Source organism: Roseateles sp. P5_D6 (assembly GCF_054049415.1).
The window spans coordinates 49,913-71,572 of the sequence record NZ_JBFUMK010000024.1 but is presented as its reverse complement, the minus strand read 5'-3'; the positions used below and the strand labels follow the sequence as shown (position 1 = coordinate 71,572).

At 69.0% G+C, this 21,660-nt stretch carries 23 protein-coding genes; 12 read left to right on the top strand and 11 right to left on the bottom strand.

Annotated elements, in window-relative coordinates; translation table 11 throughout:
- The first annotated feature begins 3 nt into the window (after nucleotides 1-3).
- The gene (locus ACXJKM_RS25450; RefSeq protein WP_457356001.1) at nucleotides 4-831 is read left to right on the top strand and encodes an alpha/beta fold hydrolase; all 828 of its coding nucleotides are present in this window, start codon (nucleotides 4-6) and stop codon (nucleotides 829-831) included.
- A 4-nt stretch (nucleotides 832-835) separates the two neighbouring features.
- Here the strand turns inward: ACXJKM_RS25450 and ACXJKM_RS25445 are convergent, their stop codons facing one another.
- The 4 genes from ACXJKM_RS25445 to ACXJKM_RS25430 form a co-directional block, all read right to left on the bottom strand.
- Nucleotides 836-1,615 (bottom strand): SDR family NAD(P)-dependent oxidoreductase, encoded by a 780-nt coding sequence (locus ACXJKM_RS25445; protein WP_056195711.1) that lies wholly within the window; start codon nucleotides 1,613-1,615, stop codon nucleotides 836-838.
- A 51-nt stretch (nucleotides 1,616-1,666) separates the two neighbouring features.
- Nucleotides 1,667-3,982, bottom strand: coding sequence for a molybdopterin cofactor-binding domain-containing protein (locus tag ACXJKM_RS25440; protein WP_457356000.1), 2,316 nt, complete (start codon nucleotides 3,980-3,982; stop codon nucleotides 1,667-1,669).
- Nucleotides 3,979-4,446: a (2Fe-2S)-binding protein gene (locus ACXJKM_RS25435; RefSeq protein WP_056195716.1), complete on the bottom strand. Its 468-nt coding sequence runs from the start codon at nucleotides 4,444-4,446 to the stop codon at nucleotides 3,979-3,981. The genes ACXJKM_RS25440 and ACXJKM_RS25435 overlap by 4 nt, the downstream gene beginning before the upstream one ends.
- Before the next feature lie 95 nt (nucleotides 4,447-4,541).
- Nucleotides 4,542-5,300 carry a type 1 glutamine amidotransferase domain-containing protein gene (locus ACXJKM_RS25430; RefSeq protein ID WP_200955256.1) on the bottom strand — a complete coding sequence of 253 codons (759 nt, stop codon included), beginning with the start codon at nucleotides 5,298-5,300 and terminating at the stop codon, nucleotides 4,542-4,544.
- An 82-nt stretch (nucleotides 5,301-5,382) separates the two neighbouring features.
- Between ACXJKM_RS25430 and ACXJKM_RS25425 the strand changes: the two genes are divergently transcribed.
- The 7 genes from ACXJKM_RS25425 to ACXJKM_RS25395 all read left to right on the top strand — a co-directional run bounded on the left by ACXJKM_RS25425 (nucleotide 5,383) and on the right by ACXJKM_RS25395 (nucleotide 10,815).
- On the top strand, nucleotides 5,383-5,877 hold the full coding sequence (locus ACXJKM_RS25425; RefSeq protein ID WP_119042024.1) for a (2Fe-2S)-binding protein: 495 nt from the start codon (nucleotides 5,383-5,385) through the stop codon (nucleotides 5,875-5,877).
- Between the two features lie 110 nt (nucleotides 5,878-5,987).
- Nucleotides 5,988-8,099, top strand: a complete 2,112-nt coding sequence (locus ACXJKM_RS25420; protein WP_457355999.1) for a molybdopterin cofactor-binding domain-containing protein — start codon at nucleotides 5,988-5,990, stop codon at nucleotides 8,097-8,099.
- Nucleotides 8,099-8,464, top strand: coding sequence for a sulfur oxidation c-type cytochrome SoxX (soxX, locus tag ACXJKM_RS25415; protein ID WP_457355998.1), 366 nt, complete (start codon nucleotides 8,099-8,101; stop codon nucleotides 8,462-8,464). The genes ACXJKM_RS25420 and soxX overlap by 1 nt, the downstream gene beginning before the upstream one ends.
- Nucleotides 8,461-8,871 carry a thiosulfate oxidation carrier protein SoxY gene (locus tag ACXJKM_RS25410; protein WP_056195729.1) on the top strand — a complete coding sequence of 137 codons (411 nt, stop codon included), beginning with the start codon at nucleotides 8,461-8,463 and terminating at the stop codon, nucleotides 8,869-8,871. Before soxX ends, ACXJKM_RS25410 begins: the two co-directional genes overlap by 4 nt.
- The gene (locus tag ACXJKM_RS25405; RefSeq protein WP_457324072.1) at nucleotides 8,871-9,197 is read left to right on the top strand and encodes a thiosulfate oxidation carrier complex protein SoxZ; all 327 of its coding nucleotides are present in this window, start codon (nucleotides 8,871-8,873) and stop codon (nucleotides 9,195-9,197) included. The genes ACXJKM_RS25410 and ACXJKM_RS25405 overlap by 1 nt, the downstream gene beginning before the upstream one ends.
- 83 nt (nucleotides 9,198-9,280) lie before the next feature.
- Entirely contained in the window at nucleotides 9,281-9,973 is a 693-nt protein-coding gene (soxA, locus tag ACXJKM_RS25400; protein WP_457355997.1) for a sulfur oxidation c-type cytochrome SoxA, read from the top strand.
- A 44-nt stretch (nucleotides 9,974-10,017) separates the two neighbouring features.
- Nucleotides 10,018-10,815 (top strand): hypothetical protein, encoded by a 798-nt coding sequence (locus tag ACXJKM_RS25395; RefSeq protein WP_457355996.1) that lies wholly within the window; start codon nucleotides 10,018-10,020, stop codon nucleotides 10,813-10,815.
- A gap of 9 nt (nucleotides 10,816-10,824) precedes the next feature.
- Here the strand turns inward: ACXJKM_RS25395 and ACXJKM_RS25390 are convergent, their stop codons facing one another.
- Nucleotides 10,825-11,517 carry a glutathione binding-like protein gene (locus tag ACXJKM_RS25390; protein ID WP_457355995.1) on the bottom strand — a complete coding sequence of 231 codons (693 nt, stop codon included), beginning with the start codon at nucleotides 11,515-11,517 and terminating at the stop codon, nucleotides 10,825-10,827.
- A 61-nt stretch (nucleotides 11,518-11,578) separates the two neighbouring features.
- Here ACXJKM_RS25390 and ACXJKM_RS25385 point away from each other — a divergent pair, with 61 nt between their 5' ends.
- The gene (locus ACXJKM_RS25385; protein WP_056195743.1) at nucleotides 11,579-12,316 is read left to right on the top strand and encodes a hypothetical protein; all 738 of its coding nucleotides are present in this window, start codon (nucleotides 11,579-11,581) and stop codon (nucleotides 12,314-12,316) included.
- Nucleotides 12,317-12,330: 14 nt separating this feature from the next.
- On the opposite strand, the gene ACXJKM_RS25380 is transcribed toward ACXJKM_RS25385, so the two are convergent.
- Nucleotides 12,331-13,404 carry a phosphotransferase gene (locus tag ACXJKM_RS25380; protein WP_457355994.1) on the bottom strand — a complete coding sequence of 358 codons (1,074 nt, stop codon included), beginning with the start codon at nucleotides 13,402-13,404 and terminating at the stop codon, nucleotides 12,331-12,333.
- 76 nt (nucleotides 13,405-13,480) lie between these two features.
- Entirely contained in the window at nucleotides 13,481-14,185 is a 705-nt protein-coding gene (locus ACXJKM_RS25375; protein ID WP_457355993.1) for a Crp/Fnr family transcriptional regulator, read from the bottom strand.
- A gap of 126 nt (nucleotides 14,186-14,311) precedes the next feature.
- Between ACXJKM_RS25375 and ACXJKM_RS25370 the strand changes: the two genes are divergently transcribed.
- Entirely contained in the window at nucleotides 14,312-16,018 is a 1,707-nt protein-coding gene (locus ACXJKM_RS25370; RefSeq protein WP_457355992.1) for a type IV pilus assembly protein FimV, read from the top strand.
- A 12-nt stretch (nucleotides 16,019-16,030) separates the two neighbouring features.
- Here ACXJKM_RS25370 and ACXJKM_RS25365 read toward each other — a convergent pair whose 3' ends face one another.
- The 4 genes from ACXJKM_RS25365 to lptF all read right to left on the bottom strand — a co-directional run bounded on the left by ACXJKM_RS25365 (nucleotide 16,031) and on the right by lptF (nucleotide 19,722).
- Complete coding sequence (locus ACXJKM_RS25365; protein WP_056195754.1) at nucleotides 16,031-16,975, bottom strand: CysB family HTH-type transcriptional regulator; 945 nt, start codon at nucleotides 16,973-16,975, stop codon at nucleotides 16,031-16,033.
- Nucleotides 16,972-17,352, bottom strand: a complete 381-nt coding sequence (locus ACXJKM_RS25360) for a sirohydrochlorin chelatase (RefSeq protein WP_327082878.1) — start codon at nucleotides 17,350-17,352, stop codon at nucleotides 16,972-16,974. Before ACXJKM_RS25360 ends, ACXJKM_RS25365 begins: the two co-directional genes overlap by 4 nt.
- 145 nt (nucleotides 17,353-17,497) lie before the next feature.
- Nucleotides 17,498-18,625 (bottom strand): LPS export ABC transporter permease LptG, encoded by a 1,128-nt coding sequence (gene lptG / locus ACXJKM_RS25355; protein ID WP_457355991.1) that lies wholly within the window; start codon nucleotides 18,623-18,625, stop codon nucleotides 17,498-17,500.
- Nucleotides 18,622-19,722, bottom strand: coding sequence for an LPS export ABC transporter permease LptF (lptF, locus tag ACXJKM_RS25350; protein WP_457355990.1), 1,101 nt, complete (start codon nucleotides 19,720-19,722; stop codon nucleotides 18,622-18,624). Before lptF ends, lptG begins: the two co-directional genes overlap by 4 nt.
- A gap of 30 nt (nucleotides 19,723-19,752) precedes the next feature.
- On the opposite strand from lptF, the gene ACXJKM_RS25345 reads away from it, so the two are divergent.
- Nucleotides 19,753-21,216 (top strand): leucyl aminopeptidase, encoded by a 1,464-nt coding sequence (locus ACXJKM_RS25345; RefSeq protein ID WP_457355989.1) that lies wholly within the window; start codon nucleotides 19,753-19,755, stop codon nucleotides 21,214-21,216.
- Nucleotides 21,217-21,639 (top strand): DNA polymerase III subunit chi, encoded by a 423-nt coding sequence (locus ACXJKM_RS25340; RefSeq protein WP_457355988.1) that lies wholly within the window; start codon nucleotides 21,217-21,219, stop codon nucleotides 21,637-21,639.
- Nucleotides 21,640-21,660 lie beyond the last annotated feature (21 nt).

The following is a 21,660-nucleotide window of genomic DNA, read 5'->3' as shown; positions in this document are numbered from 1 at the left end:
CTCATGCAAGTCACCCACTGGATTCCCGTTGACGGCGCCGAGCTGGCCGTCGAATACCGCCCCCACGACGATGGCCGCGCGCCGCTCGTGTTCCTGCACGCCGGCGTCACCGACAGCCGGTTGTGGGACGGCGCCATGGCCGCGGCTGCCGGGCAGCGCTCAGCTCTGCGCATCGACCGCCGCGGCTTTGGTCAGACGCGCGTGGCCGCCGCTCGCCCGCATGCCTGGGTCAGCGACCTGCGCGCCGTGCTGGACGTGCTGCGGCTGGACCGCGTGGAGCTGGTGGGCTGCTCGTTGGGCGGCCGCATCGCCATCGATTTCGCGCTGGCCTCGCCCGAGCGCGTGGCCGGCCTGACGCTGGTGGCGCCTGCCGTCACCGGCGCCCCCGACCCCACGCCCGAGCTGGATGCCGCCAGCCGTGAGTTGAACGACGCCACGCAGGCCGCCCGCGCCGCGGGCCAGCTCGACGAGGTCAACCGCCTGCAGGCCCGCCTGTGGCTGGACGGCCCCGGCCAGCCCGAAGGCCGGGTCGGCGGCGCCGCGCGCGAGCTGTTCCTGGCGATGAACCGCATCGCGCTGCACGCGCCGGCCATCGGCGAGTTGCAGCCYGCGCCCGACGCCTGGCCGCGGCTGGAGCAACTGGCCATGCCCACGTGCGTGGTGTGCGGCGACCTGGACCTGCCTTACCTGGTGCAGCGCTGCCGGCAGATGGCCGCGCGCATGCCTGGCGCGCGCCACGTGGCGCTGCCGGGGATGGCCCACCTGCCGTCGCTGGAAGCGCCGGAGGCCTTCACCCGCGTGATGCAGGACGCCGGGCTGCTGGACCGCTGAGGGCTCAGCGCGGCGGCTTCACGCTGGCCAGGTGCATGCCGCTGTCCAGCATCAGCAGCTCACCGGTCACCGTGCGGGCGCCGTCCACCAGCCAGACGATGGCTTCCGCCACGTCCTCGGGGGAGCAGGCGCGCTGCAGCGGCACGCCGGCTTCATAGGCCTTCAGGCCAGCCTCGTAGCCCTGTTGCCCCACGCCCTGCACGAACCAGCGTGACGTGATGAGGCCAGGGCACACGGCGTTCACGCGCACGGCGGGTGCCAGGGACCGGGCCAGGTGCAGCGTCATCGCGTTGATGGCGCCCTTGGACGCGATGTAGGGCATGGACGAGCCCACGCCCAGAGCGCCGGCCACCGACGATACGTTGACGATGCAGCCCTGCGCGGCTTTCAGCGCGTCGACGCAAGCCCGCACCATCTGGAAGCTGCCCAGCGCATTGACGGCCAGGATGCGCTGGAATGTGTCGGCGTCCAGCGCGTCCCAGTCGGCCGCGGCGCCGAACACCGACACGCCGGCGTTGTTCACCAGTGCGTCGATGCGGCCCCAGCGGTCCAGCGCGGCCTGCGCCAGCGCGCGGCAGTCGCCGTCCTGCGCCACGTCGCCCTGCTTCACGAACACGTCGGACCCGGCCGCACGGCAGGCCGCGGCGCAGGCTGCGGCCTCGTCCGCGCTGCGCGAGTAGTTGATCAGCAGGTCGTAACCCCTGCCGGCCAGCATCAGCGCCGTGGCGGCGCCCACACCCGTGCCGCCGCCGGTGATCAGCGCGACCTTGCCTGCCGTAGCCATGCGTCTTCTCCAGTGGAATTGCGGCGGGTCAGTCCAGGACCCGCCGCCGCCTCAGGCCTTCTTCGCCGTCAGCTGGTCCTTCAACGGCAACTGCCGGATGCGCTTGCCCGTGGCAGCGAAGATCGCGTTCATCAGCGCCGGTGCGATGGGGCCGATGGCCGGCTCGCCGACGCCGCCCAGCGGTTGGTCGTAGCTCTTGGCCGGCATGATGTGCACGGCGATGGTCTTGGGCGCGACGTTGAGCCGCGCGATCTCGTAGTCGTGGTAGTTGCTCTGCTCGACGCGGCCGTCCTTGAACGTGATCTCGCTGTACAGCGCCTGGCTCAGGCCCATGATGCAGGCGCCCTCGATCTGGGAGCGGATGCGGTCCGGGTTGATGGCTGGGCCGCAGTCCACGGCCACATCGATGCGCGGGATGCTGAGCTCGCCCTTGGCGCTGACGCGCACCTCGACGACCACGGCCATATAGGTCACGAAGCTGTAGTTGGCTGCCAGGCCCAGCCCTTGGCCGCGCGGCAGTTTGCGGCCCCAGTGCGCCTCCTTCGTCACGCGCTCGATGACGCCGCGCAGCCGCCCGGTGTCGACCGGGTAGAGCTGGGGCGACTCGCCGTGGTTCCAACCGTCACTCAGCTGCGGCGGCGGGATCTGGGCCGCCGGGCCGAGCAGCTCGAACAGGAAGTCGCGGTGGTCGCGCTTGGCCGCGTGGGCCAGTTCGGCCACGAAGGACTGGGCCGCAAACTGGTGCTGGATGTTGTTGACGGAGCGCAGCCAGCCGATGCGGGCGTGCGCCGTCGCGGCCGGGTTCTCGATGCGGATGTTCGGGATCGCGTAGGGCAGGTTGATCAGGCCCAGGCCCAGCTCGAAGGGGGCCAGCTGCTTGGGGTCGGGCATGAAGATGGACAGGATGGTGGGCTCGGCCGCGCGCTGCAGCCAGGCGGTGACGCGGCCCCTGGCGTCCAGCCCGGCTTCCAGATGCTGGGCGGTGACGGTGTGCAGATAGTCGTGGTGCAGGTCGTCTTCGCGCGTCCAGGTCAGCTTGACCGGCGCGCCCTGCATCTGTTGTGAAGCCAGTGCCGCCTCGATGACGAAGTCGGGCTTGGACTTGCGGCCGAAGCCGCCGCCCAGCAGGGTCACGTTGACCGTCACCTTGTCCACGCCCAGCCCCAGCCGCGCAGCCACGCGCTCGCGCGCGGCCTGGGGCGACTGCACGCAGGCCCAGACCTCGCAGCGCCCGTCGACGATGCGCGCCGTCGCGGCCGGTGGCTCCATCGTGGCGTGGGCCAGGTGCGGTGCGTAGTAGTCGGCCGCCACGCGTTTGGCGGCCTTGCTCAGCGCGGCAGGCGCGTCGCCATCGTCGCGCACGACCTTGCCGCCCGGCTTGGCCACCGCCGCCTCCAACTCCTTGCGGAAGGCGACCGAGTCGTAGCTGGCGTGCGCGCCGTCGTCCCAGACGATCTTCAGCGCCTCGCGGCCCTTCATCGCGGCCCAGGTGTCCTTGGCGACGACGACGACCCCGCCCAGCGGTTGGAACTCCGCTGGCGCCGGCGTGCCCGCCAGCTCGAAGACCTTGACGACACCCGGCACCTTAAGCGCCGCGCTGCTGTCGACGGACTTGAGCTTGCCGCCAAACACCGGTGGCCGTGCGATGACGGCGTAGAGCATCCCTGGCAGCCGTGTGTCGATGCCGTACTGCGAGCGACCCGTGACGATGGCCTCGGCGTCCACGAGGTGGCTGTCCTGCTTGCCGATATAGCGGAAAGCCTCGGGGCTCTTGAGCTTGATCGCCTCGCGCTTGGGCACCTCCAGCTTGGCGGCGGCCTCGGCCAGGGCGCCATAGCCCAGGGATCGGCCGCTGGCCTTGTGCGCCACCACGTGGTTGCTGGCCTGCACCTCGGCCACCGGCACGCCCCATTGCAGCGCGGCGGCCTGCTCCAGCATCTGACGGGCCGCGGCACCGCAGCGGCGCATGGGCATGAACCAGTGGCGCATGCTGCGCGAGCCATCGGTGTCCTGGTTGCCGTACTTCTCTTCGTCGCCGGGCGCCTGCACGACCTTGACCTTGGCCCAGTCGGCCTCCAGCTCGTCCGCCAGCACCTTGGGCAGGCTGGTGCGCACACCCTGGCCCATCTCGGAGCGGTTGACGACGATGCTGACCGTGCCGTCGGGCGCAATGGCCACAAAGGTGCGCGGGCTGTCCTGGATGCCGTGGGGCATGGCGTCGCCGCCGTACTTCTTGGGCTCGTCGGCGCCGGCAATGCCGGGCAGGCCGACACCAAGAACAAGGCCGGTCAACGGCAAGGCACGCAGGAGGGTGCGGCGGTTGACGCCGGTGCCTCGCAGCAGACGCTGCGGAATGAATGCGTTCATGCGGCACCGCCTTCCAGGCCGGCGGCCGACTTGATGGCGCTGCGGATGCGCGTGTAGGTGCCGCAGCGGCAGAGGTTGCCGCTCATGGCCGCGTCGATGTCGGCGTCGGTGGGCTTGGGCTTTTGCTGCAGCAGGGCTGTCGCGCTCATGATTTGACCCGCCTGGCAGTAGCCGCACTGCGGCACGCCGAGCTTGACCCAGGCGTGCTGCACGGCCTGTCCGGTCTTGGTCGCGCCAACGCCTTCGATGGTCACGACGCGCTTGCCCGCCGCGGCGGACAGCGGCGTCTGGCAGGCGCGCACCGGCTGGCCATCGAGGTGCACCGTGCAGGCGCCGCACAAGGCGAGGCCGCAACCGAACTTGGTGCCCGTCATGCCGAGATGGTCGCGCAGCACCCACAGCAGCGGGGTCTCGTCGCTGGCCTCTACCGTCATCGATTGGCCATTGATCTGCAATGTCGTCATCGAAGTCTCCACGGGTCGGAAACGTGCGCGGAACCGGCGCATTCGGCTACAGCAGCCGCGAACGCTACACGTTTCCGGCCAAACGCGCTGGCGGCTCAGTGCGATTGCTCGTCCAGCATCTGCGCCAGCGCCTGCGCGAAGGCGTGGGCGTCGCCCGGCCAGCGCGCGCTGAGGTAGTGGCCGTCGCGGACCGTGAAACCGCGGCCGAGGTGCTGGGGCGTGTCGCGCAGCAGGGGTGGCGGGCCGGCGTCGAAGTCCCGCGGGCTGGCCAGCAATGACTGCACTTCGGTCTGCAGCGGTGTGGGATAGGTGCGGTAGTAGCTGCCCAGCCAGGCGGCCGTCATCAGCCAGGCCGTCATTTCCTGCTGCTTCGTCAGGCCGGTGGTTCGCCGGCCGTGCAGCACGGACTTGCCGTCGGCGCGCTTCGAGCGGGCCGCCAGCAGCACGCCGTGGCAGATGGCGGCGACCGGCTTGTCGGCCGCGAACTGCGCCGCCACCACCGCCTGCAGCCGAGGCGATTCGAGATAGACCTTCATGCCCGGCGCATGGCCACCGGGCAGCAGCAGGGCGTCGACGCTGCCGGCGTCGATGTCGTCATAGGGAACAGGTTGCCGGAACGCCTCGCTCTGCACCATCGCCGCATGCGCCTCGCGGGCCGTGGCATCGGCCCTGAGCACGGATTTCCAAGGTCCCAAGCCTTTGCCATCCAGCATGCGCGGATCGGCCTGGGCGGGGCGGCCGTCGGGCGTCGCGAAGCGGATGGTGTGGCCCCGTGCCGTCAGCAGCTTCCAAGGGATGCCTGCCTCGGAGGGGTCGTAGTCCTGGGCGGGCAGGGGGATGAGGATGCGGGCCATGTTGAGCATCCTAAAGACAGAAAGGTGCCGATGCTGCTAGGCTGCCCCGCGCCCGCCAGCGGTGGCGGAACGGGAGCGAGGCATGGCGGAATTGACGGTCAACGGCAAGCGGATGCAGTTCGAGGCGGAGGCCGACACGCCGCTGCTGTGGGTGCTGCGTGAGCAGCTCAGCCTCACGGGCACCAAGTACGGCTGTGGCGTCGCCCAGTGCGGCGCCTGCACCGTGCACATCGACGGCGCGCCGGTGCGAAGCTGCGTGATGCCGGCCTCGGCGCTGACGACGGCGCAGAAGATCACCACCATCGAGGGCCTGGCGCCCAACGCCTCGCACCCGCTGCAGAAGGCCTGGGACGCGCTGGACGTGCCGCAGTGCGGCTTCTGCCAGAGCGGCATGCTGATGGCCGCCGCGGCGCTGCTGAAGGCCAAGCCCAAGCCGACCGATGCCGACATTGACGCGGCCATGACCAACATCTGCCGCTGCGGCACCTACAACCGTGTGCGCGCCGCCATCCACCTGGCTGCCGGCCAGGTGCAGCGCAAGCAGATCCCCATCGTCATCGAAGGGGGCCAGGCATGAGCCCCGCACGGCCGCCCGAAGGGGCTCAACGCCCGCTTGGCGGGACAGCGCGCAGCGCGAAGGGTGCACCAATGAGCGCGGTTCTTTCCCGTCGAAGCTTTCTGCACACCATGAGCGCCGCCGCCGGCGGGCTGATGGTGGGCTTCCACGTGCCAGGCCTTGCCGAGGGTGAAGCCACGCCCGAGCTGAACGCCTGGGTGCAGATCCTGCCGGACGAGAGCGTCGTCATCCGCATCGCGCGCTCGGAGATGGGGCAGGGCACGCTGACCGGCCTGGCCCAGCTCGTGGCCGAGGAGCTGGAGTGCGACTGGGCCAAGGTGAAGACCGAATACCCGACGCCGGGCCAGAACCTCGCGCGCAACCGCGCCTGGGGCAGCATGAGCACGGGCGGCAGCCGTGGCGTGCGCGAGTCGCACGAGTACGTGCGCAAGGGCGGGGCGCTGGCGCGGGCGCTGTTGATCCAGGCGGCGGCCAACCAATGGCAGGTGTCGGTGGTGGAGTGCACGACCTCGGCGGGTTGGGTGGTGCATGCCGGCAAGCGCTTGAGTTACGGCCAGCTCGCCGCCGAGGCCGCCAAGCTGGCCGCGCCGGCCGACATCCAGCTCAAGCCGGCCAAGGAGTGGACGTTGGCGGGCAAGCCGATGAAGCGGCTGGATACCCGCCCCAAGCTCGACGGCTCGCAGGTCTACGGCATGGACCTGCAGCTGCCCGGCATGCTGAATGCGGCGATCAAGGACTGCCCGGTCTTCGGCGGCAAGCTCAAGAGCTTCGACGCGGCGGCCATCGAGGGCCGGCCGGGCGTGAAGAAGGTGGTGAAGGTGGGCGACTCGGCCGTGGCCGTCGTGGCCGACACCTGGTGGCGGGCCAAGACGGCGCTGGACGCGCTGCCCATCGTCTGGGACGAGGGCGCGAATGTCAGCCAGAGCAGTGCCGACACGGCCGCCACGCTGAAGGCCGGCCTGGACGCCGCCGAGGCCGCGGTGGGCAGCAGCCAGGGCGATGTGAAGGCCGCGCTGGCGGCTGCCGCGAAGAAGGTCGAGGCCGTCTACAGCTACCCGCACCAGAACCACGCGACGATGGAGGTCATGAACGCGACGGCCAAATGGACCCCCGAGCGTTGCGAGGTCTGGACCCCGACGCAGAACGGCGAGGCCGCGCTCGCCGCTGCGGCCGAATCGTCGGGCCTGCCGCCCTCGGCCTGCGAGGTCTACAAGCTGCATCTGGGCGGTGGCTTCGGCCGGCGCGGCGCCGTGCATGACTGGGTGCGCCAGGCCGTGGCCATTGCCAAGGAGCTGCCGGGCACGCCGGTCAAGCTGATCTGGAGCCGCGAGGAGGACATGACCCACGGCCGCTACCACCCCGTCACCCAGTGCAAGCTGACGGCGGGCCTGGACGCGGCGGGCAAGCTGACGGCCCTGCACATGCGCATCTCGGGCCAGAGCATCATCGCGGGCATCTTTCCGCAGAACATCAAGGACGGGAAGGACCCGGTCGTCTTCCAGGGGCTGAGCGCCGGCGGCGCGGAAGGCGCGCTCGGCTACGCGGTGCCGAACCTGCTCGTCGACCACGCGATGCGCAACCCGACGGTGCCGCCGGGGTTCTGGCGCGGCGTCAACCTGAACCAGAACGCGGTCTATCTGGAGTGCTTCATCGACGAGGTGGCCCACGCCGCCAAGCGCGATCCGCTGGAGCTGCGCCGCGAGCTGCTCGCCAACTCGCCCAAGCACCTGGCCGTATTGAATGCCGTGGCGGCGAAGGCCGGCTGGGGCAAGCCACGAGCGAAGGGAAGATATCTGGGCCTGGCACAGATCATGGGCTTTGGCAGCTATGTGGCGGCCTGCGCCGAGGTGTCGGTGAGCAAGAAGGGTGAGCTCAAGATCCACCGCATCGTCGCCGCCACCGACCCCGGCCATGCGGTCAACCCGCAGCAGATCGCGGCCCAGGTCGAGGGCAGCTTCGTCTATGGCCTGTCGGCGGCGCTCTTCGGCGAGATCACCGTCAAGGATGGGCGCGTCGAGCAGCAGAACTTCGACACCTACCCGGTGCTGAAGATGGAGCACATGCCGGCCGTCGAGACCATCGTCATGCCCTCGGGCGGCTTCTGGGGCGGCGTGGGTGAGCCCACCATCGCGGTGGCGGCCCCGGCCGTGCTGAATGCGATCTTCGCGGCGACCGGCAAGCGCATCAGGGACCTGCCGCTCAGCAAGAACAAGCTCGCGTGATGCGTGCGCTGCTGGCACTCGTGCTGACCGCCAGCGCGCATGCCGGCGACGTCGAGCGTGGCCGGGCGCTGGTGGCCGACCGCACGCAGAGCCTGTGCCTGCTGTGCCATGCGCTGACGGCCTCAGGAGATGCCAACCAGGGCAATCTCGCGCCGCCGCTGGATGCAGTGGCGACGCGTTTGAATGCGCAGGGCCTGCGCGATCGCATCGCCGACATGCGCCGCTTCAACCCCGCCACCGTCATGCCGCCCTTCCGCTCCACGGAGGGGCTGCGCGATGTGGCGCCCGCCTGGGCGGGCCGGGCGGCGCTGACCGAGCAGCAGCTCGACGACATCGTGGCCTATCTCGGCACGCTCGCGAAATGAAGCGGCGCGAGTTCACGCTGGCCGCCGCGGCGCTTGCGCTGCTGCCGGAGGCTCGCGCGTCCGACGAAGTCATGCGTGCAGCCATCCGTGCCTGGGCCGGTCGCGACCCCGAGCCCGGCGTGCTGAAGATCGAGATGGCCGAGCTGGTGGAGAACGGCAATGCGGTGCCGGTGCGTGTGGCCGCCAGCGAGGCTGTCGTGGGCCTGGCGCTGTTCACGCCGCTCAACCCCGAGCCCGAGGTCGTGCATGTCGCCTTTGGCGCCAACAGCGACAGGCCCGAGTTCAGCACCCGCATGCGCCTGGCGCGCAGCCAGCGCATCGTCGCCGTCGCCAAGGCAGCCGATGGGCGCTGCTGGCAGAGCGGAGTCGATGTCATCGTGACCTTGGCCGCCTGCGTGGAGCCCTGATGGCGACGCGCGCTGTCATCACCCTGCCTGCTGCCATCAAGGCCGGTGAGCCTTTCGAGGTGCGCGTGACCGTCGCCCATGCGATGGAGACCGGCTACCGCAGCAGCGACGAAGGCGCCCGCCTGCCGCGCGACCTGGTGAGGCGCTTCGAATGCCGCCTGGACGGCGAACTGGTGTTTGCCGCCGACCTGTTTGCGGCTGTTTCGGCCAACCCCTATCTCGCCTTCTGGCTGCGGGCTGAAAGACCTGGCGAGTTGAGCTTTGTCTGGCGCGGCGACAACGGCTTCGAGCACCGTGAGACGCGATCACTGAACGTCGGCCCATGAACACAGCCACAGAGGCACAGAGGCACAGAGGCCAGGCGCTTGCACGAGTTCTCTGTGTCTCTGTGCCTCTGTGGCTGTGTTGCTTGACAGCTCATTCCGACGAGCGCCGCTCCGGCCGCGACACCATGAGCCCGGCATTGCGAACTCTGCAGGCCGACGACGCTCAACACCCCGCCCAGCTCGGCCTGGCCTTCGGGAGAGATCTGTGGAGCCAGGGGGCCAAGTCCTGCGCCAGCTGCCATGGCGAGCCCGAGAAGCTGCGTGGCGCGGCGGCGCGCTACCCGGCGTGGGACCAAGGCCTGCTCGACCTTCCCGCCCGCATCCAGCGCTGCCGCGTGCGCCACCAGCAGCAGCCGGGCTGGGCGCCCGACGCCGAGCCGCTGCTCGCGCTGACCGCTCTCGTCGCCCAGCAGTCGCGCAGCATGCCGCTCAGCCCGCCGCGCGGCCCCGAGCTGGACGCAGCCGCCAAGCAAGGCCAGCGTCTTTACACGGCCCGCATCGGCGCGCTCAACCTGTCCTGCGCCCAATGCCACGACGAGCGTGCGGGCCTGCGCCTGGGCGGCAGCCTCATTCCCCAGGGCCATGTCGACGACTACCCCGTCTTTCGTCTGGAATGGCAGTCGCTGGGCAGCCTGCAGCGCCGCCTGCGTGGCTGCCTGAGCGGCGTGCGCGCGACAGTGTGGGACTGGGACAGCGCCGAACTGCTGGCGCTGGAGGTGTATCTGTCGCGCCGCTCGGCTGGCATGGCGATGCAGCCGCCGGGTGTGCGCCCCTAACAAGCAGGGTGACTGTTACACCGCGTCCTTCCTAGTATGGGGCCATGGCAGTCACGACAACAAGGCGCGAACCGACACTGGAGCGTCTGCGGCTGTCGGTGGGCGAAGCGCTGGTTTTCATCGACCTGGCCAGTGGCGACCTCATCACGACGGGTCTGCGCTGCAGCCTGGTGCAGCGTGGCGGTGGCCGGCTGCTCGGTCGTTCGGTCGTCACCCCGTCGGGGCTGCATGTGTGGCCGGACCTGCCCGAGCGCTGGCGCCAACCGCAGGAGGGCGTCTGTGCCGACGTGCTGGTGCGCGATGAACTGCAGCGTTTCCAGCCCCTGAACCTGCCCTGGCCGCTGCCGATCCGACCGGTGGGCCAGATCCTCAGTGACCGGGTGCTGGGAGGCATGCGCATGATGCGGGTGGGCTTGCTCAGCGCACCGACACGCAGGCCGCCGCCGGGTGTCTGCAGCGTCTACGGTCTGCTCACCTGGCAGGGCGACGGCGAGCCGGCGGCCTGGGCCCGCGTGTGCCTGATCGATGGCGAAGGCCGTGTGCACGAAGGCGCGAGCGATGCTGAGGGCAGGCTGGCCTTGCATCTGCCGCCGCCTCGCCCGGGCGGCGTCGGAGCGACAGCGCTTCAGGTCTTCGCCGATCCGGCGCTGGGCTTGGCTTCAATGGGCTTGGGCGCGCCCGATGTGATGGCCTTCGCCGACCAGCCGGCGGTGGTCGCACTGGCCGACGTCGAAGGGCAGGCGGCTTTTGTGCCGGGCGTCGTGGCGGCGCACGAGCCCCTCATCCTCGCCAGTCATGGCCTGCCGCCCGCGCATCGCGAGCTGCGCCTGGTGCCTGTCTGACGCCGCGCTTCAGCGCTGTTCCAGCTGGCGCTTGCCGAACAGCACCTCGCGCGCCTTGTCGTCGGTCAGCGGCTTGCGCGCACCGGCCAGCACCTCCACGCCACGCTGCACGGCCGGGCGCTTGGCGATCTCGTCGAACCAGCCTTTCAGATGCGGGTAGTCGCCCATCTCCACGCCCTGGTTCTTCCAGGAGCGCAGCCACGGGAAGAYGGCGATGTCGGCGATGCTGTAGTCCGGCCCACCGAGATAGGTGGCATGGGCCAGGCGCTTGTTGATGACGCTGTACAGGCGCTTGGCCTCGTTGGTGTAGCGATCGATGGCGTAGTCGATCTTCTCGGGCGCGTAGATGCGGAAGTGATGCGCCTGGCCCAGCATGGGGCCGACGCCGCCCATCTGGAACATCAGCCACTGCAGCACCTCGTATTTGCCACGCACGTCGGCGGGCAGGAACTTGCCCGTCTTGCCAGCCAGGTAGAGCAGGATGGCACCGCTCTCGAACAGCGAGATGGGCTGGCCGCCGGGGCCGTCGGGGTCGGTGATCGCGGGGATTTTGTTGTTGGGACTGATGGCGAGGAAGTCGGGTGCGAACTGCTCACCGGCGCCGATGTCCACGGGATGCACCCGGTAGGCGAGGCGGCACTCCTCCAGCATGATGTGCACCTTGTGGCCGTTGGGCGTGGGCCATGAATACACTTCAATCATTCGTCGCCTCCATGCGGTGTGCCTAGCAAGCAGGCCCCATTCTCAGACTTCCTCACGACTCATGGTGGTAAAGCAAGTCAAGCACTGGCTCGTGACGCGCGCCAACGCGTCGCGCTGGCGTCCGATCGAGGACTGGGCCGAGGCACGCGGGGCCGGATTCACGCAGACGCGGGACGGGTTGGGCTTCCTCGTCGAGCAGCCCAAGGCGTCGCCGGGGCCGCTGCGCATCGAATGGGGTGTGTCGCAGCGCAGCTATCTGCCCGGCTTTGAGCTGCGCATGCGCTGTGAGATGGGCCTGCACCATGACCTGCAGATGATGGTGCTGTGCCGGGCGCTGATGGAGAACCTTGAGCGTGCTGTCTTCGAGGCCTACACCGACACGCTCAAGACCCGCGTCGATACCGACACGCCGGAAGAGATGCGCTGGCTGGTGATGTTCCCCAAGTTCAACAACGCCGCCTCGCAGATGCTGCGCCAACGCTATGGGATCGTCGGCGTGACCAAGGATCTGACCGGCGCGTGGATCGAGGGCGAACTCAGCGAAGCCCTGGTTCAGGCCAGCCAGGACCTGCTGCCCGAAGGCCATCCCTTCGTGCTGATGGCGATGCGCGGCAACCTCTATCTGCGCACGGAAATGAGTGAGGCCGACCTGCCCAGGCTGCAGGCCCTGGTGAAGCTGCTGGAAGTCGCAGCGCGTGAGGCGCAGCGCGTGAACGGGCGGCTGTCAGACAGCGGGGCCTGGCCGACGACGACGTCGATCGCCTGGACGCCCTCGACGCGCCCGGGGGATGTGACCTGAGGCCGTCCAAGGTCTCAGGCCTTCTGCGCGAAGCTCCAAGCTAGATCCGCTAGCGGTCGGGCGCTTTTGGCCGTCTCCCTGGCCTGGGCGCTGGAGGCCGTGCCGTCCACCACGCGTTTGGCAATGCCCTGCACGATCGCCGCGATGCGGAACATGTTGTAGGCCATGTAGAAGTTCCAGTCGGCCATGACGGTGCCGGCGTCCCCACGGCCGGTGCGCTCACAGTAACGCTGCACATACTCGCGCTCGCTCGGAATGCCCAGTGCAACCAGATCCTTGCCGCCCAGGCCGCGCGCGGCGCCCGAGGTCTGGATGTGCCAGCTCATGCAGTGGTAGCTGAAGTCGGCCAGCGGATGGCCGAGCGTCGAAAGCTCCCAGTCCAGCACGGCGATGATGCGAGGCTCGCTGGGGTGGAAGACGACGTTGTCCATGCGGTAATCACCATGGACGATGGCCACCTCGCTCTCGTCGCGGGCCGAGGCCGGGATGTGGGCCGGCAGCCAGGCCAGCAGCGAATCCATCGCCGGGTTGGGCTCGGTGACGGAGGCCAGGTATTGCTTGCTCCAGCGGCCGATCTGACGCTCGAAGTAGTTCCCCGGCTTGCCGTAAGCCGCGAGGCCCACGGCCTTGAAGTCGACCTGGTGCAGGGCCGCGATGACCCGGTTCATCTCGTCGTAATGTGCGGCGCGCTCGGCATTGGTCATGCCGGGCAGGCTCTGGTCCCACAGCACGCGGCCGGGCATGAAGGACATGACGTAGAAGGCGCGGCCGATGACGGCCTCGTCCTCGCACAGCGCGTACATGGCCGGCACGGGCACGTCGGTGCCGGCAAGAGCGCCCATGACCTGGAATTCACGCTCGATGGCGTGCGCCGACGGCAGCAGCTTGGCCACCGGGGCGGGCTTGCTGCGCATCACGTACTGCGCGCCCGGCGTCTTCAGCAGATAGGTCGGGTTGGACTGGCCGCCCTTGAATTGCTCGATGGCCAGCGGCCCGACAAAGCCGTCGACATGCGCGGCCAGCCAGGCTTCGAGAGCCGTGGTGTCCAGGGCTTGGGCAAGGGGACGGGTGCCGGTGAATGCTTCCATGGATGTCTGGGTAGAGAACGCCAACTGTCCATTCTGCGAGTCGAGGCCCGGCTGCCGTGTCTCCTCGGCGCCAGCCTTATCGGGATGCGGCTGCTAGCAGCTTCTCGCGGCTGAGCACGACCAGGCGGGTCGGCTCGACGCGCACCGCGCCTTCGCGTTCGAAAGCCTTGAGCTCCTGGTTGACGCGCTGGCGCGAGGCGCCGAGCAACTGGGCGAGGTCTTCCTGGGCCAGTTGCAAACCGATGCGGATCTCGTCGCCCTCCTGCACGCCATAAGAGCGCGCCAGCAGCAGTACCTGCTTGGCCAGGCGGGCGGCCAGTGGGCGCGTGTTGAGGTCCTCGATCATGTCGAACATCAGCCGCAGCCGGCGGCAGTTCAGCCGCAGCAAGGCGTCATAGAGCTCGGAGTGGGCCTGCAACAGCGCGCGGAAATCGGACTTGCGCACGCACAGCAGCGTCGTCTCGCCGTGCGCATAGGCGTCGTGGGTGCGGGGCAGGCCGTCGAAGAGGGCGATGTCGCCGAACCAGGTGCCTGGCTCGACATAGGTCAGCGAGATCTGCTTGCCGGCCAGGGACACCGAGCTGACGCGCACGGCGCCCTTGGCCACGGCCGACCACTCCTCGGCAGGCTCGCCGCGGTGGGACAGCATGGTCTCGTCGGGCAGGCGGCGCACGAAGGCGCGCTGCAGGATGTCGTTGCGCAGCGCCTCGGAGAGCTTGGAGAACCAGGCGCCCTGATCGATCTGCTGGCGTTCGGCGGGGGTGAGGCTGAGTGCGTTCATGGTCTGGGGGCATTGTGCCGCCCGCGGTTCCCTGGGAATGGGGCCGTTGGCGAGGTGGCCCCATGCTAGAGTGATCCGCGCCGTCTTCACCCCCTCGTTCAACCGATAGCTAGCCGCCCGCAGTCAATGCCCTTCACGGCCTTGCGCCCGACCTTGCTGGGTGCTCTCACACCCACTTTGGCACTGCTGCTTGGCCTGGCGCCAGACGCCCAGGCTCTGGGCCTGGGACGGCCGCAAATTCATTCTGCCCTCGGCAAACCGCTGGACGCCAGCATCCCGCTGACGCTGGCGGATGGTGAACGACTGACCGATTCCTGCGTGCGCGCCGAGGTTTCCGCTGGCGACGCACGGGTGCCGGCGGGGCTGTTGCAAATGCGTGTCGAGGGTGAACCCGGCCAGCAACGCATTCGCCTGCAGAGCCTGGCGCGCATCGACGAGCCGGCCCTGCGCATCACGCTGGCCCTGGGCTGCCCGCTGCGGCTGACGCGCGAATTCAATGCTTTCGTCGACCCTGCGGCCGATGCCGCCACAGTGCCGGCACCGCCCGCGCCTGCGGCGCCGCCGGTGGTCGCCCCGCCGACGAGCGTGATGGCCGAGGCATCGCCCGCACCGGCGCCAGGCCCGGTGGTACGGCAAAAAACCCGCTCCAAGCCGCGCGCCAGTGGCCCACGCCTGGTGCTGGAACGGCCTGAGGTGCTGGTGGCCGAAGCGCCGCGGCCCGTCCAGCCTGCCGCCAGCGCGCCCGAGATGGAGCTCACGCCCGAGCTGGAAGCCCAGATCGCTCAGCTTGAGCAGACCGTGGCCCAGCTGCGCGCCGACCTGGAGGCACGGCTGCTGGCCGAAGCCGCCGCGGCCTCGGCGGTGGCCATACCGCCGGCCTCCGCACCGGCCGTGGCACCGCCGCCCGTGGCGGTGCGCAGCGCACATGCCTCGCCCTATCGCGACCCCATGACCTGGGTGCTGACGTTGGGGCTGAGCCTGCTGGCGGGCTCGGCGGCTTTCTATTTCAGCCGCTGGCGCGATCAACGGGCCCGCCGCGAGCTTGCCTATTGGCGTGCCCTGCATGCCGCCGAAGGGGCCGGCCTGCCGGCGGTGCTGCCACAACACTCGCCGGGCATGGCGCCGCCTGTCGTCGGCCAAGCCGCGGCGCTGCCGGACGAAGGCCAGCACCAGGTCACGCGGCCACAGCCTCGACCGATGGCGTGGCCGCCGGCGCCCATTGCATCACCGCCACCACCCGCTGTCGCACCGCCCGCGATGGACATGCAGGCGACCATGCGTCTGCCGGTCCAGGCCGCGGCCGCGCCGGTGCTGTCCAACGAGCTGACCGTGGCGGACGAGCTGCTGGACCTGCAGCAACAGGTCGATTTCCTGCAGCTGCTCGGCCAGCAAGAAGCGGCGGCCGACCTGCTGGCCACGCGGTTGGCGCGTGGCAATGCCGGCGCCATGCCCTATCTGATGCTGATGGAGCTCTGCCAGCAGCGCGGTGAGCCCGAGGTATTCGCTGAGCTAGTCAAGCAGTTCGAGCAGCGTTTCCGGGTGCTGGCGCCGCAGTGGTCGCAGAGCCTGGCGCGTGGCCGCAGCCTGGATGCCAGCCCCAGCGTCATCGCTCATCTGCAGGTCGTCTGGCCTGAACCGGGCACCGCTTTGCAGATGCTGCAGGACCTGCTCGCCCGCGGCGGCGGACCGGGCGTGCCGAGCTTCGAGCTGCCCGCCTACCGCGATCTGCTGACCCTCTACAGCGTGGCGCGCGATCTCTTCGAGGCCGGCCTGCGCGGTGAGGAGGTGGACCTGATGCTGCCGATCGACTCCAGCTTCGGCCGGGAGTCCTGAGAGGGCGTGCCCTTAGATCCCAAAGTCGGTCGAGTCGCCGTTCATGGCCTTCTCGATGAGCTTGCGTGACAGTCGTTCGGACAGCAGTTCGGCAAAGGCGTACACGTAGTTGCGCAGATAGGCGCCGCGCTTGAAGGCGATGCGCGTCACGTTGCTGCCCAGCAGCGTGCCCAGTGGCCGCGCGACCAGGTCGCTGTTGGCGGGCTCCTCACGCATGGCCATTTCGGCCACGATGCCCACGCCCATGCCCAGGCGCACATARGTCTTGATGACGTCGGAGTCGATGGCCTCCAGCACCACATTGGGCGTCAGATGACGCGAGGCGAAGGCCTTGTCGACGCGGGTGCGGCCCGTGAAGCTGGGGTGGTAGGACACCAGCGGCTCGCCAGCGAGCTGTTCCAGGCTGACGCGCTCGACGCTGGCCAGTGGATGGTCGCGCGGCACGACCATGACGTGCTGCCACTCATAGCAGGGCAGGGTGACAAGCTCCGGGTACTGGGCCAGGGACTCGGTGGCCAGTCCCAGGTCGGCGGTCTCGTCGAGCAGCATCTTGGCGACCTGGTCCGGGCTGCCCTGGTGCAGGCTGATGCGCAGCTGTGGCAGGTTCTTGCGCAGCTGGGCCACCGGCGCGGGCAGCACATAGCGGGCCTGGGTGTGGGTCGTCGCGATGGAGAAGGTGCCGCTGTCCTGGCGCGAATACTCCTCGCCGATGCGCTTCAGATTGCCGACTTCGCGCAGGATGATCTCGATGCAGGCCAGCACCTGCTGGCCCGGTTCGGTGATGCGGCGCAGCCGCTTGCCGTGGCGCGAGAAGATGTCCACGCCTAACTCCTCCTCGAGCTCGAGGATGGCCTTGGACACGCCCGGCTGGGAGGTGAACAGCGCCTTGGCTGTCTCGGTCAGGTTGAGGTTGCGGCGGGCCGCTTCCTGGACGAAGCGGAATTGATGCAGGTTCATTCGAGTATTGCCAGGCAGGCCAGGCTGATGGCGTTGAGCACGGCTTCCTGTTCACCCAGCGGCGCATGGAGCAGCCATTGAATGGCGTCGCCATGGCGCTCGCGCAGGCGGTCGAGCAGGGGCGGGATGTCACGGCGCACATGGCCACCGGTGCCGAGGAAGAGCGGCAGCACATGGACGCGTGTGCAGCCGGCCGCGGCCAGCTGCTCGGCCGCTTCCTCGATGCCGGGCGACATGAACTCAAGGTAAGCCATCGCCAACGGCGTGCCGGGACGCGCGGCGCGCAGCCGCTCGGCAATGGTCTCGAAGGGCCGCGCCCAGGCTGGGTCGCGGGCGCCATGGGCGAAGAGCAGCAGGCCTTCCATCAGCGTCCGCACGGCCGCCCGAAGGACGCTGACGCCCCCTCGGGGGGCTGAGCCCGCGCACGCAGCGTCCGGTGGACGCTGCGTGGCTGGCGAAGAGCCGGGCCACTGGCCTGGCGCGGCCTGCAAGGCAGGGCACGAAGTGACCGTGGGGGCTTCATCAGCGGTATCTGACGAGCCAGGTGAAGGCCGCCATCGACAACCCGAGGTAGAGCAGGCTGGGCGTTGCCGCGACGACCCAGGGTGTCCAGTTCTTCAGCAGGCCCAGATGGCCGGTCACGTTGTTCAGCAGCACGAAGCTGATACCCAGCATGATGCCGCCGAAGACCTTGATGCTGATGCCGCCCGAGCGCCCATGCAGGTAGGCAAAAGGCAGGGCCAGGGCCACCATGACGAAGCAGGCAAACGGATAGAAGGCCTTGCGCCAGAACTGGATGTTGTGCGCCTGGGCCGACTGCTCCTGGGCCGACAGATGCTTGGTGTAGCGGTAGAGCTCCAGCGTCGACATGGACATGGCCGGCAGCACGGCCGCGGCGATGACGCCGGCGTGCAGGGAACTCTGCCAGTCGAGCTTATCGAGCTGCTGCTCGCTGATGACGACGTCGCCGACGCTGCCGCTGGCCGTCGCCGTGCCGGGGTTCCAGACCGTGCGCTTGACCGCCTGCAGATGCCACATGCCCTGAGCGTCGACGTCGACCTTTTCCGCTTCGGTGCGCGACATCAGCCGGCCTTCGGCGTCGAACTCGAAGATGCGCACATCCTCCAGTTCGCCGCCGCCGCCAACGCGGCCAACCTTGACTGAATAGCTGCGCTCCCGACCATCGATATTCTGGTGGTCCTTCAGCCAGGCGCCGCGCTTGGCCGGGTTGCTGTCGTGCACGAAGCGGGCGCGCATCTCGTCCCCCTCGCGTTCGAAGCGCGGCGCCACGTAGTCGCCGACGAAGAAGGTGAGCGCCGCGAACGCGGCGGCCAGGCCGGCCAGCAGGGCCAGGGCCCGCGCGGGACCGAGGCCACCAGTGCGCAGGATGGTGAACTCGCTGCTCTGCGCCAGTCGGGCCAGGGCGACGATGGCGCCGATCAGCACGGCGATGGGGAATAGCTCGTAGAAGTGGCCAGGCAGCTCCATCGCTGCGAGCACGGCGGCCTTGCCCGCACCCGCGCCGACGCGGGTCATGCGCTCGATCTCGTCGACGAAGTCGATAAAGAAGAACAGCGACAGGAAGGCCAGCGCGACCATCAGCACCGAACCGGCGATGTCCTTGTAGAGCAGGGCGCGGACGGTCCTCATGCCATCGCCTCTTTGCTTACGCGGCGGCGCAGGCAGAAGCGGTTGGCGTTGTCGCGCAGCCAGATGACGGCCAGGGCCAGGAACAGGGCACTGCCATGCACGGTCAGCAGGCCGCGGGGCAGGCTGGTGCGACCGTTGCCTACCCAGGACTGCGACAGGTTGATGAGATTGAAGTAGATGACGAAGGCCAGTAGCGCAAACAGCAGATTCCAGTTGCTGGCGCGGCGCGGGTTGGATGCCGACAGGCCGACGCCGAGCAGGGCCATGTTGAAGCCGGCGAGGATCATGCCGAAGCGCCAGGCCAGCTCGCCCTGGTTCTTGGGCGTGGGCAGGCGCAGCAGGTCCAACGTCGCCATGGCCTTGGGCGGCAGCTGGTTGGCATTGGCCAGCACCTGCGGGTCGGTCATCACCTTGTACTGCTCGAAGCGTGCCAGGCTTTTCTCGCCGGTCTTGAGCTGGCTCTCGTTGCGCTGGCCGTGATCCAGCACGAGGAAGCGGTCATCGCCTTCCATCTCGAGATGGCCGCGGGCCGAGGTCGTCACCGACTCGCGTTCGTTCTGGTTGGCGAGGATGAAGACATTGCGGCCGGTGGCGGCGTTGTCGCCGTCGCGTTCGATGAAGAAGACCCGGCTGCCGTCGCGCGAGGTCTGGAACTGGCCCGGCGCCACGCGCGAGAGGTCGCCGCGCTTCTGATAACGGTCCCGCAATTCGGCGCTGTTCTGATTGCCCCAGGGCCAGACCAGCAGCTCGAGCACGATGACGCCGAGCAGCACCGGCCAGGCCATGCGCAGCACCGGGCGCACGAAGCGCGACAGCGGCACGCCGCTGGCAAACCAGATCGTCATTTCCGACTCGCGATAGGAGCGGCTGAGCGTGATGACGACGGCAACGAACAGCGACAGGATGAGCATGGTCGCGAGGTGGGCGATGGTCGCGTAGCCCATCAACAGCACGACGTCCTGAGGCGCCACATTGCCCCCCGCGGCCTGGCCCAGCGTGCGGATCAGCGTCGACGTCAACATGATGGTCAGGATGACCACCAGCGTGACGCCGAAGCTCTTGGCCAGCTCGGATCGCGTGGATGAATCGAATAACATCAAAAGTACTTCTACCTACTTCTGGTCATTATGGACTTCAAGATTCAAACCGCTGAGCTCGATGGGCTCGCGGGCGCCGGTGCCGACGCCCTGGTCGTCGTGCTCGGCGGTGAGGCGCTGCCCAAGGGCCTGGATGCAGTGGTTGCCCGTCATGCGCAGGCGGCCATCAAGCTCGGCGACTTCGCGCTGAAAGGTGGCCAGGCACTCACGCTGACCCACGCCGAAGGGGTCAAGGCGCCTCGCCTTGTCCTCGTCGCCAGCGGCAAGACGACGTTGGCTGCCGGGCGCGCCGCATTGGCTGCAGGCCTGGCGCAGATCAAATCCCGTGGCGTGGTCAGCGCGGCTGTCGCGTTTGTGGGTTTCGACGCCGGCAACGTCGAATCGCTGGCCGAACAGACCGCCCTCGCGGCCACGGATGCGGTCTATGTCTACCGCCACACCAAGCCCAGTGCGCCGGCAGCCCCCAAGCTGGCCAGGCTTGCCCTGCTGGTCGGCAAGGCTGACATCAAGACGGCCAAGGCCGGCCTGGCTCGTGGCGAAGCCATTGCCGCCGGCGTCGAACTGGCGCGCGAATGCGCCAACCGCCCGGCCAACTTCGCGACGCCGACCTATCTCGGTGAGGTCGTGCAGGGCCTGGGCAAGGCCCATGGCCTGAAGGTCGAGGTGCTGGACAAGAAGGCCGTCGAGAAACTCGGCATGGGCAGCTTCCTGTCCGTCGCCCAGGGTTCGGACGAGCCGCTGCGCTTCATCGTTGCCCGCTATGAAGGCGCGGCCAAGACGGTGGCGCCCGTCGTGCTGGTGGGCAAGGGCATCACCTTCGACACCGGCGGCATCTCGCTCAAGCCCGGTGCCGAGATGGACGAGATGAAGTTCGACATGGGCGGCGCGGCCAGCGTCATCGGCACGCTGCGCGCCATCGCCGAACTCAAGCCCAAGCTCAATCTGGTCATGATCGTCGCTGCCTGCGAGAACATGCCCAGCGGCCGCGCGATCAAGCCGGGCGACGTCGTCACGTCGATGTCCGGCCAGACCATCGAGATCCTGAACACCGACGCCGAAGGCCGCCTCATCCTGTGCGATGCGCTGACCTATGCGGAGCGTTTCAAGCCCGCGGTCGTCGTGGACGTGGCGACGCTGACCGGCGCCTGCGTCATCGCGCTGGGCGGCGTGCGCAGCGGCATGTACGCCAGCGACGACGAACTGGCCGCTTCGCTGACCGCAGCGGGCGACGCGGCCCTCGACCCTTGCTGGCGCATGCCGCTGGACGACGAGTACGCCGAAGGCCTGAAGAGCAACTTCGCCGACGTGCCCAATATCGCCGGCCGCGCGGGCGGCTCGATCACGGCGGCCAAGTTCCTGCAGCGTTTCACCAGCAAGTACCGCTGGGGCCATCTCGACATCGCCGGCACGGCATGGAAGGGCGGCGCTGCCAAGGGCTCGACCGGCCGGCCGGTGGGCCTGTTGACGCACTTCGTGTTGAGTCACGCGAAGTAAGTGACCCTGCAGGTCAGTTTCTACAGCGACGCGGCGGACCCGCTGCACTTTGCCTGCCGCTTGATCCGTCGCGCCCTCGCGTCGGGCAAGCCGGTGGGTGTCTGCGTGGGGGCGGCGCAGGCAACTCGTCTAGACGAGTTGCTGTGGAGCTTCGACGCGGCGGAGTTCATCCCGCATCGGCGTTGGGACGGCGCCACGGCGCCCGCGCCGGGCGAGGTCCTCTTGGTTGATGACGCGGCGCGTCTGCCACACCGCGGATTGCTGTTGAACCTGCGCGACGACGTGCCTTCGGATGCGCTTGCATTTGAACGCGTGCTGGAGGTCATCGGACAGGCCCCCGAGCGCGTTCAAGCTGGGCGTGCGCGCTATCGCGTCTACCAGCAGTCGGGAGCCAAGCTGGACCACTTTTCCGCGGCGGGTTGACAACGCTGCGTCCACGCTTTC

Excerpts from the sequence above, each read along its gene's own strand:
- ACXJKM_RS25410 (WP_056195729.1), top strand. The coding sequence starts at position 8,461 with ATGAAGCGGCGCGAGTTCACGCTGGCCGCCGCGGCGCTTGCGCTGCTG.
- ACXJKM_RS25440 (WP_457356000.1), bottom strand. The coding sequence starts at position 3,982 with ATGAACGCATTCATTCCGCAGCGTCTGCTGCGAGGCACCGGCGTCAAC.
- ACXJKM_RS25420 (WP_457355999.1), top strand. The coding sequence starts at position 5,988 with ATGAGCGCCGCCGCCGGCGGGCTGATGGTGGGCTTCCACGTGCCAGGC.
- ACXJKM_RS25375 (WP_457355993.1), bottom strand. The coding sequence starts at position 14,185 with ATGAACGCACTCAGCCTCACCCCCGCCGAACGCCAGCAGATCGATCAG.
- ACXJKM_RS25445 (WP_056195711.1), bottom strand. The coding sequence starts at position 1,615 with ATGGCTACGGCAGGCAAGGTCGCGCTGATCACCGGCGGCGGCACGGGT.
- ACXJKM_RS25435 (WP_056195716.1), bottom strand. The coding sequence starts at position 4,446 with ATGACGACATTGCAGATCAATGGCCAATCGATGACGGTAGAGGCCAGC.
- ACXJKM_RS25430 (WP_200955256.1), bottom strand. The coding sequence starts at position 5,300 with ATGGCCCGCATCCTCATCCCCCTGCCCGCCCAGGACTACGACCCCTCC.
- ACXJKM_RS25380 (WP_457355994.1), bottom strand. The coding sequence starts at position 13,404 with ATGGAAGCATTCACCGGCACCCGTCCCCTTGCCCAAGCCCTGGACACC.
- ACXJKM_RS25370 (WP_457355992.1), top strand. The coding sequence starts at position 14,312 with ATGCCCTTCACGGCCTTGCGCCCGACCTTGCTGGGTGCTCTCACACCC.
- ACXJKM_RS25405 (WP_457324072.1), top strand. The coding sequence starts at position 8,871 with ATGGCGACGCGCGCTGTCATCACCCTGCCTGCTGCCATCAAGGCCGGT.
- ACXJKM_RS25395 (WP_457355996.1), top strand. The coding sequence starts at position 10,018 with ATGGCAGTCACGACAACAAGGCGCGAACCGACACTGGAGCGTCTGCGG.
- soxX (WP_457355998.1), top strand. The coding sequence starts at position 8,099 with ATGCGTGCGCTGCTGGCACTCGTGCTGACCGCCAGCGCGCATGCCGGC.
- lptF (WP_457355990.1), bottom strand. The coding sequence starts at position 19,722 with ATGTTATTCGATTCATCCACGCGATCCGAGCTGGCCAAGAGCTTCGGC.
- ACXJKM_RS25425 (WP_119042024.1), top strand. The coding sequence starts at position 5,383 with ATGGCGGAATTGACGGTCAACGGCAAGCGGATGCAGTTCGAGGCGGAG.
- ACXJKM_RS25345 (WP_457355989.1), top strand. The coding sequence starts at position 19,753 with ATGGACTTCAAGATTCAAACCGCTGAGCTCGATGGGCTCGCGGGCGCC.
- lptG (WP_457355991.1), bottom strand. The coding sequence starts at position 18,625 with ATGAGGACCGTCCGCGCCCTGCTCTACAAGGACATCGCCGGTTCGGTG.
- ACXJKM_RS25385 (WP_056195743.1), top strand. The coding sequence starts at position 11,579 with ATGGTGGTAAAGCAAGTCAAGCACTGGCTCGTGACGCGCGCCAACGCG.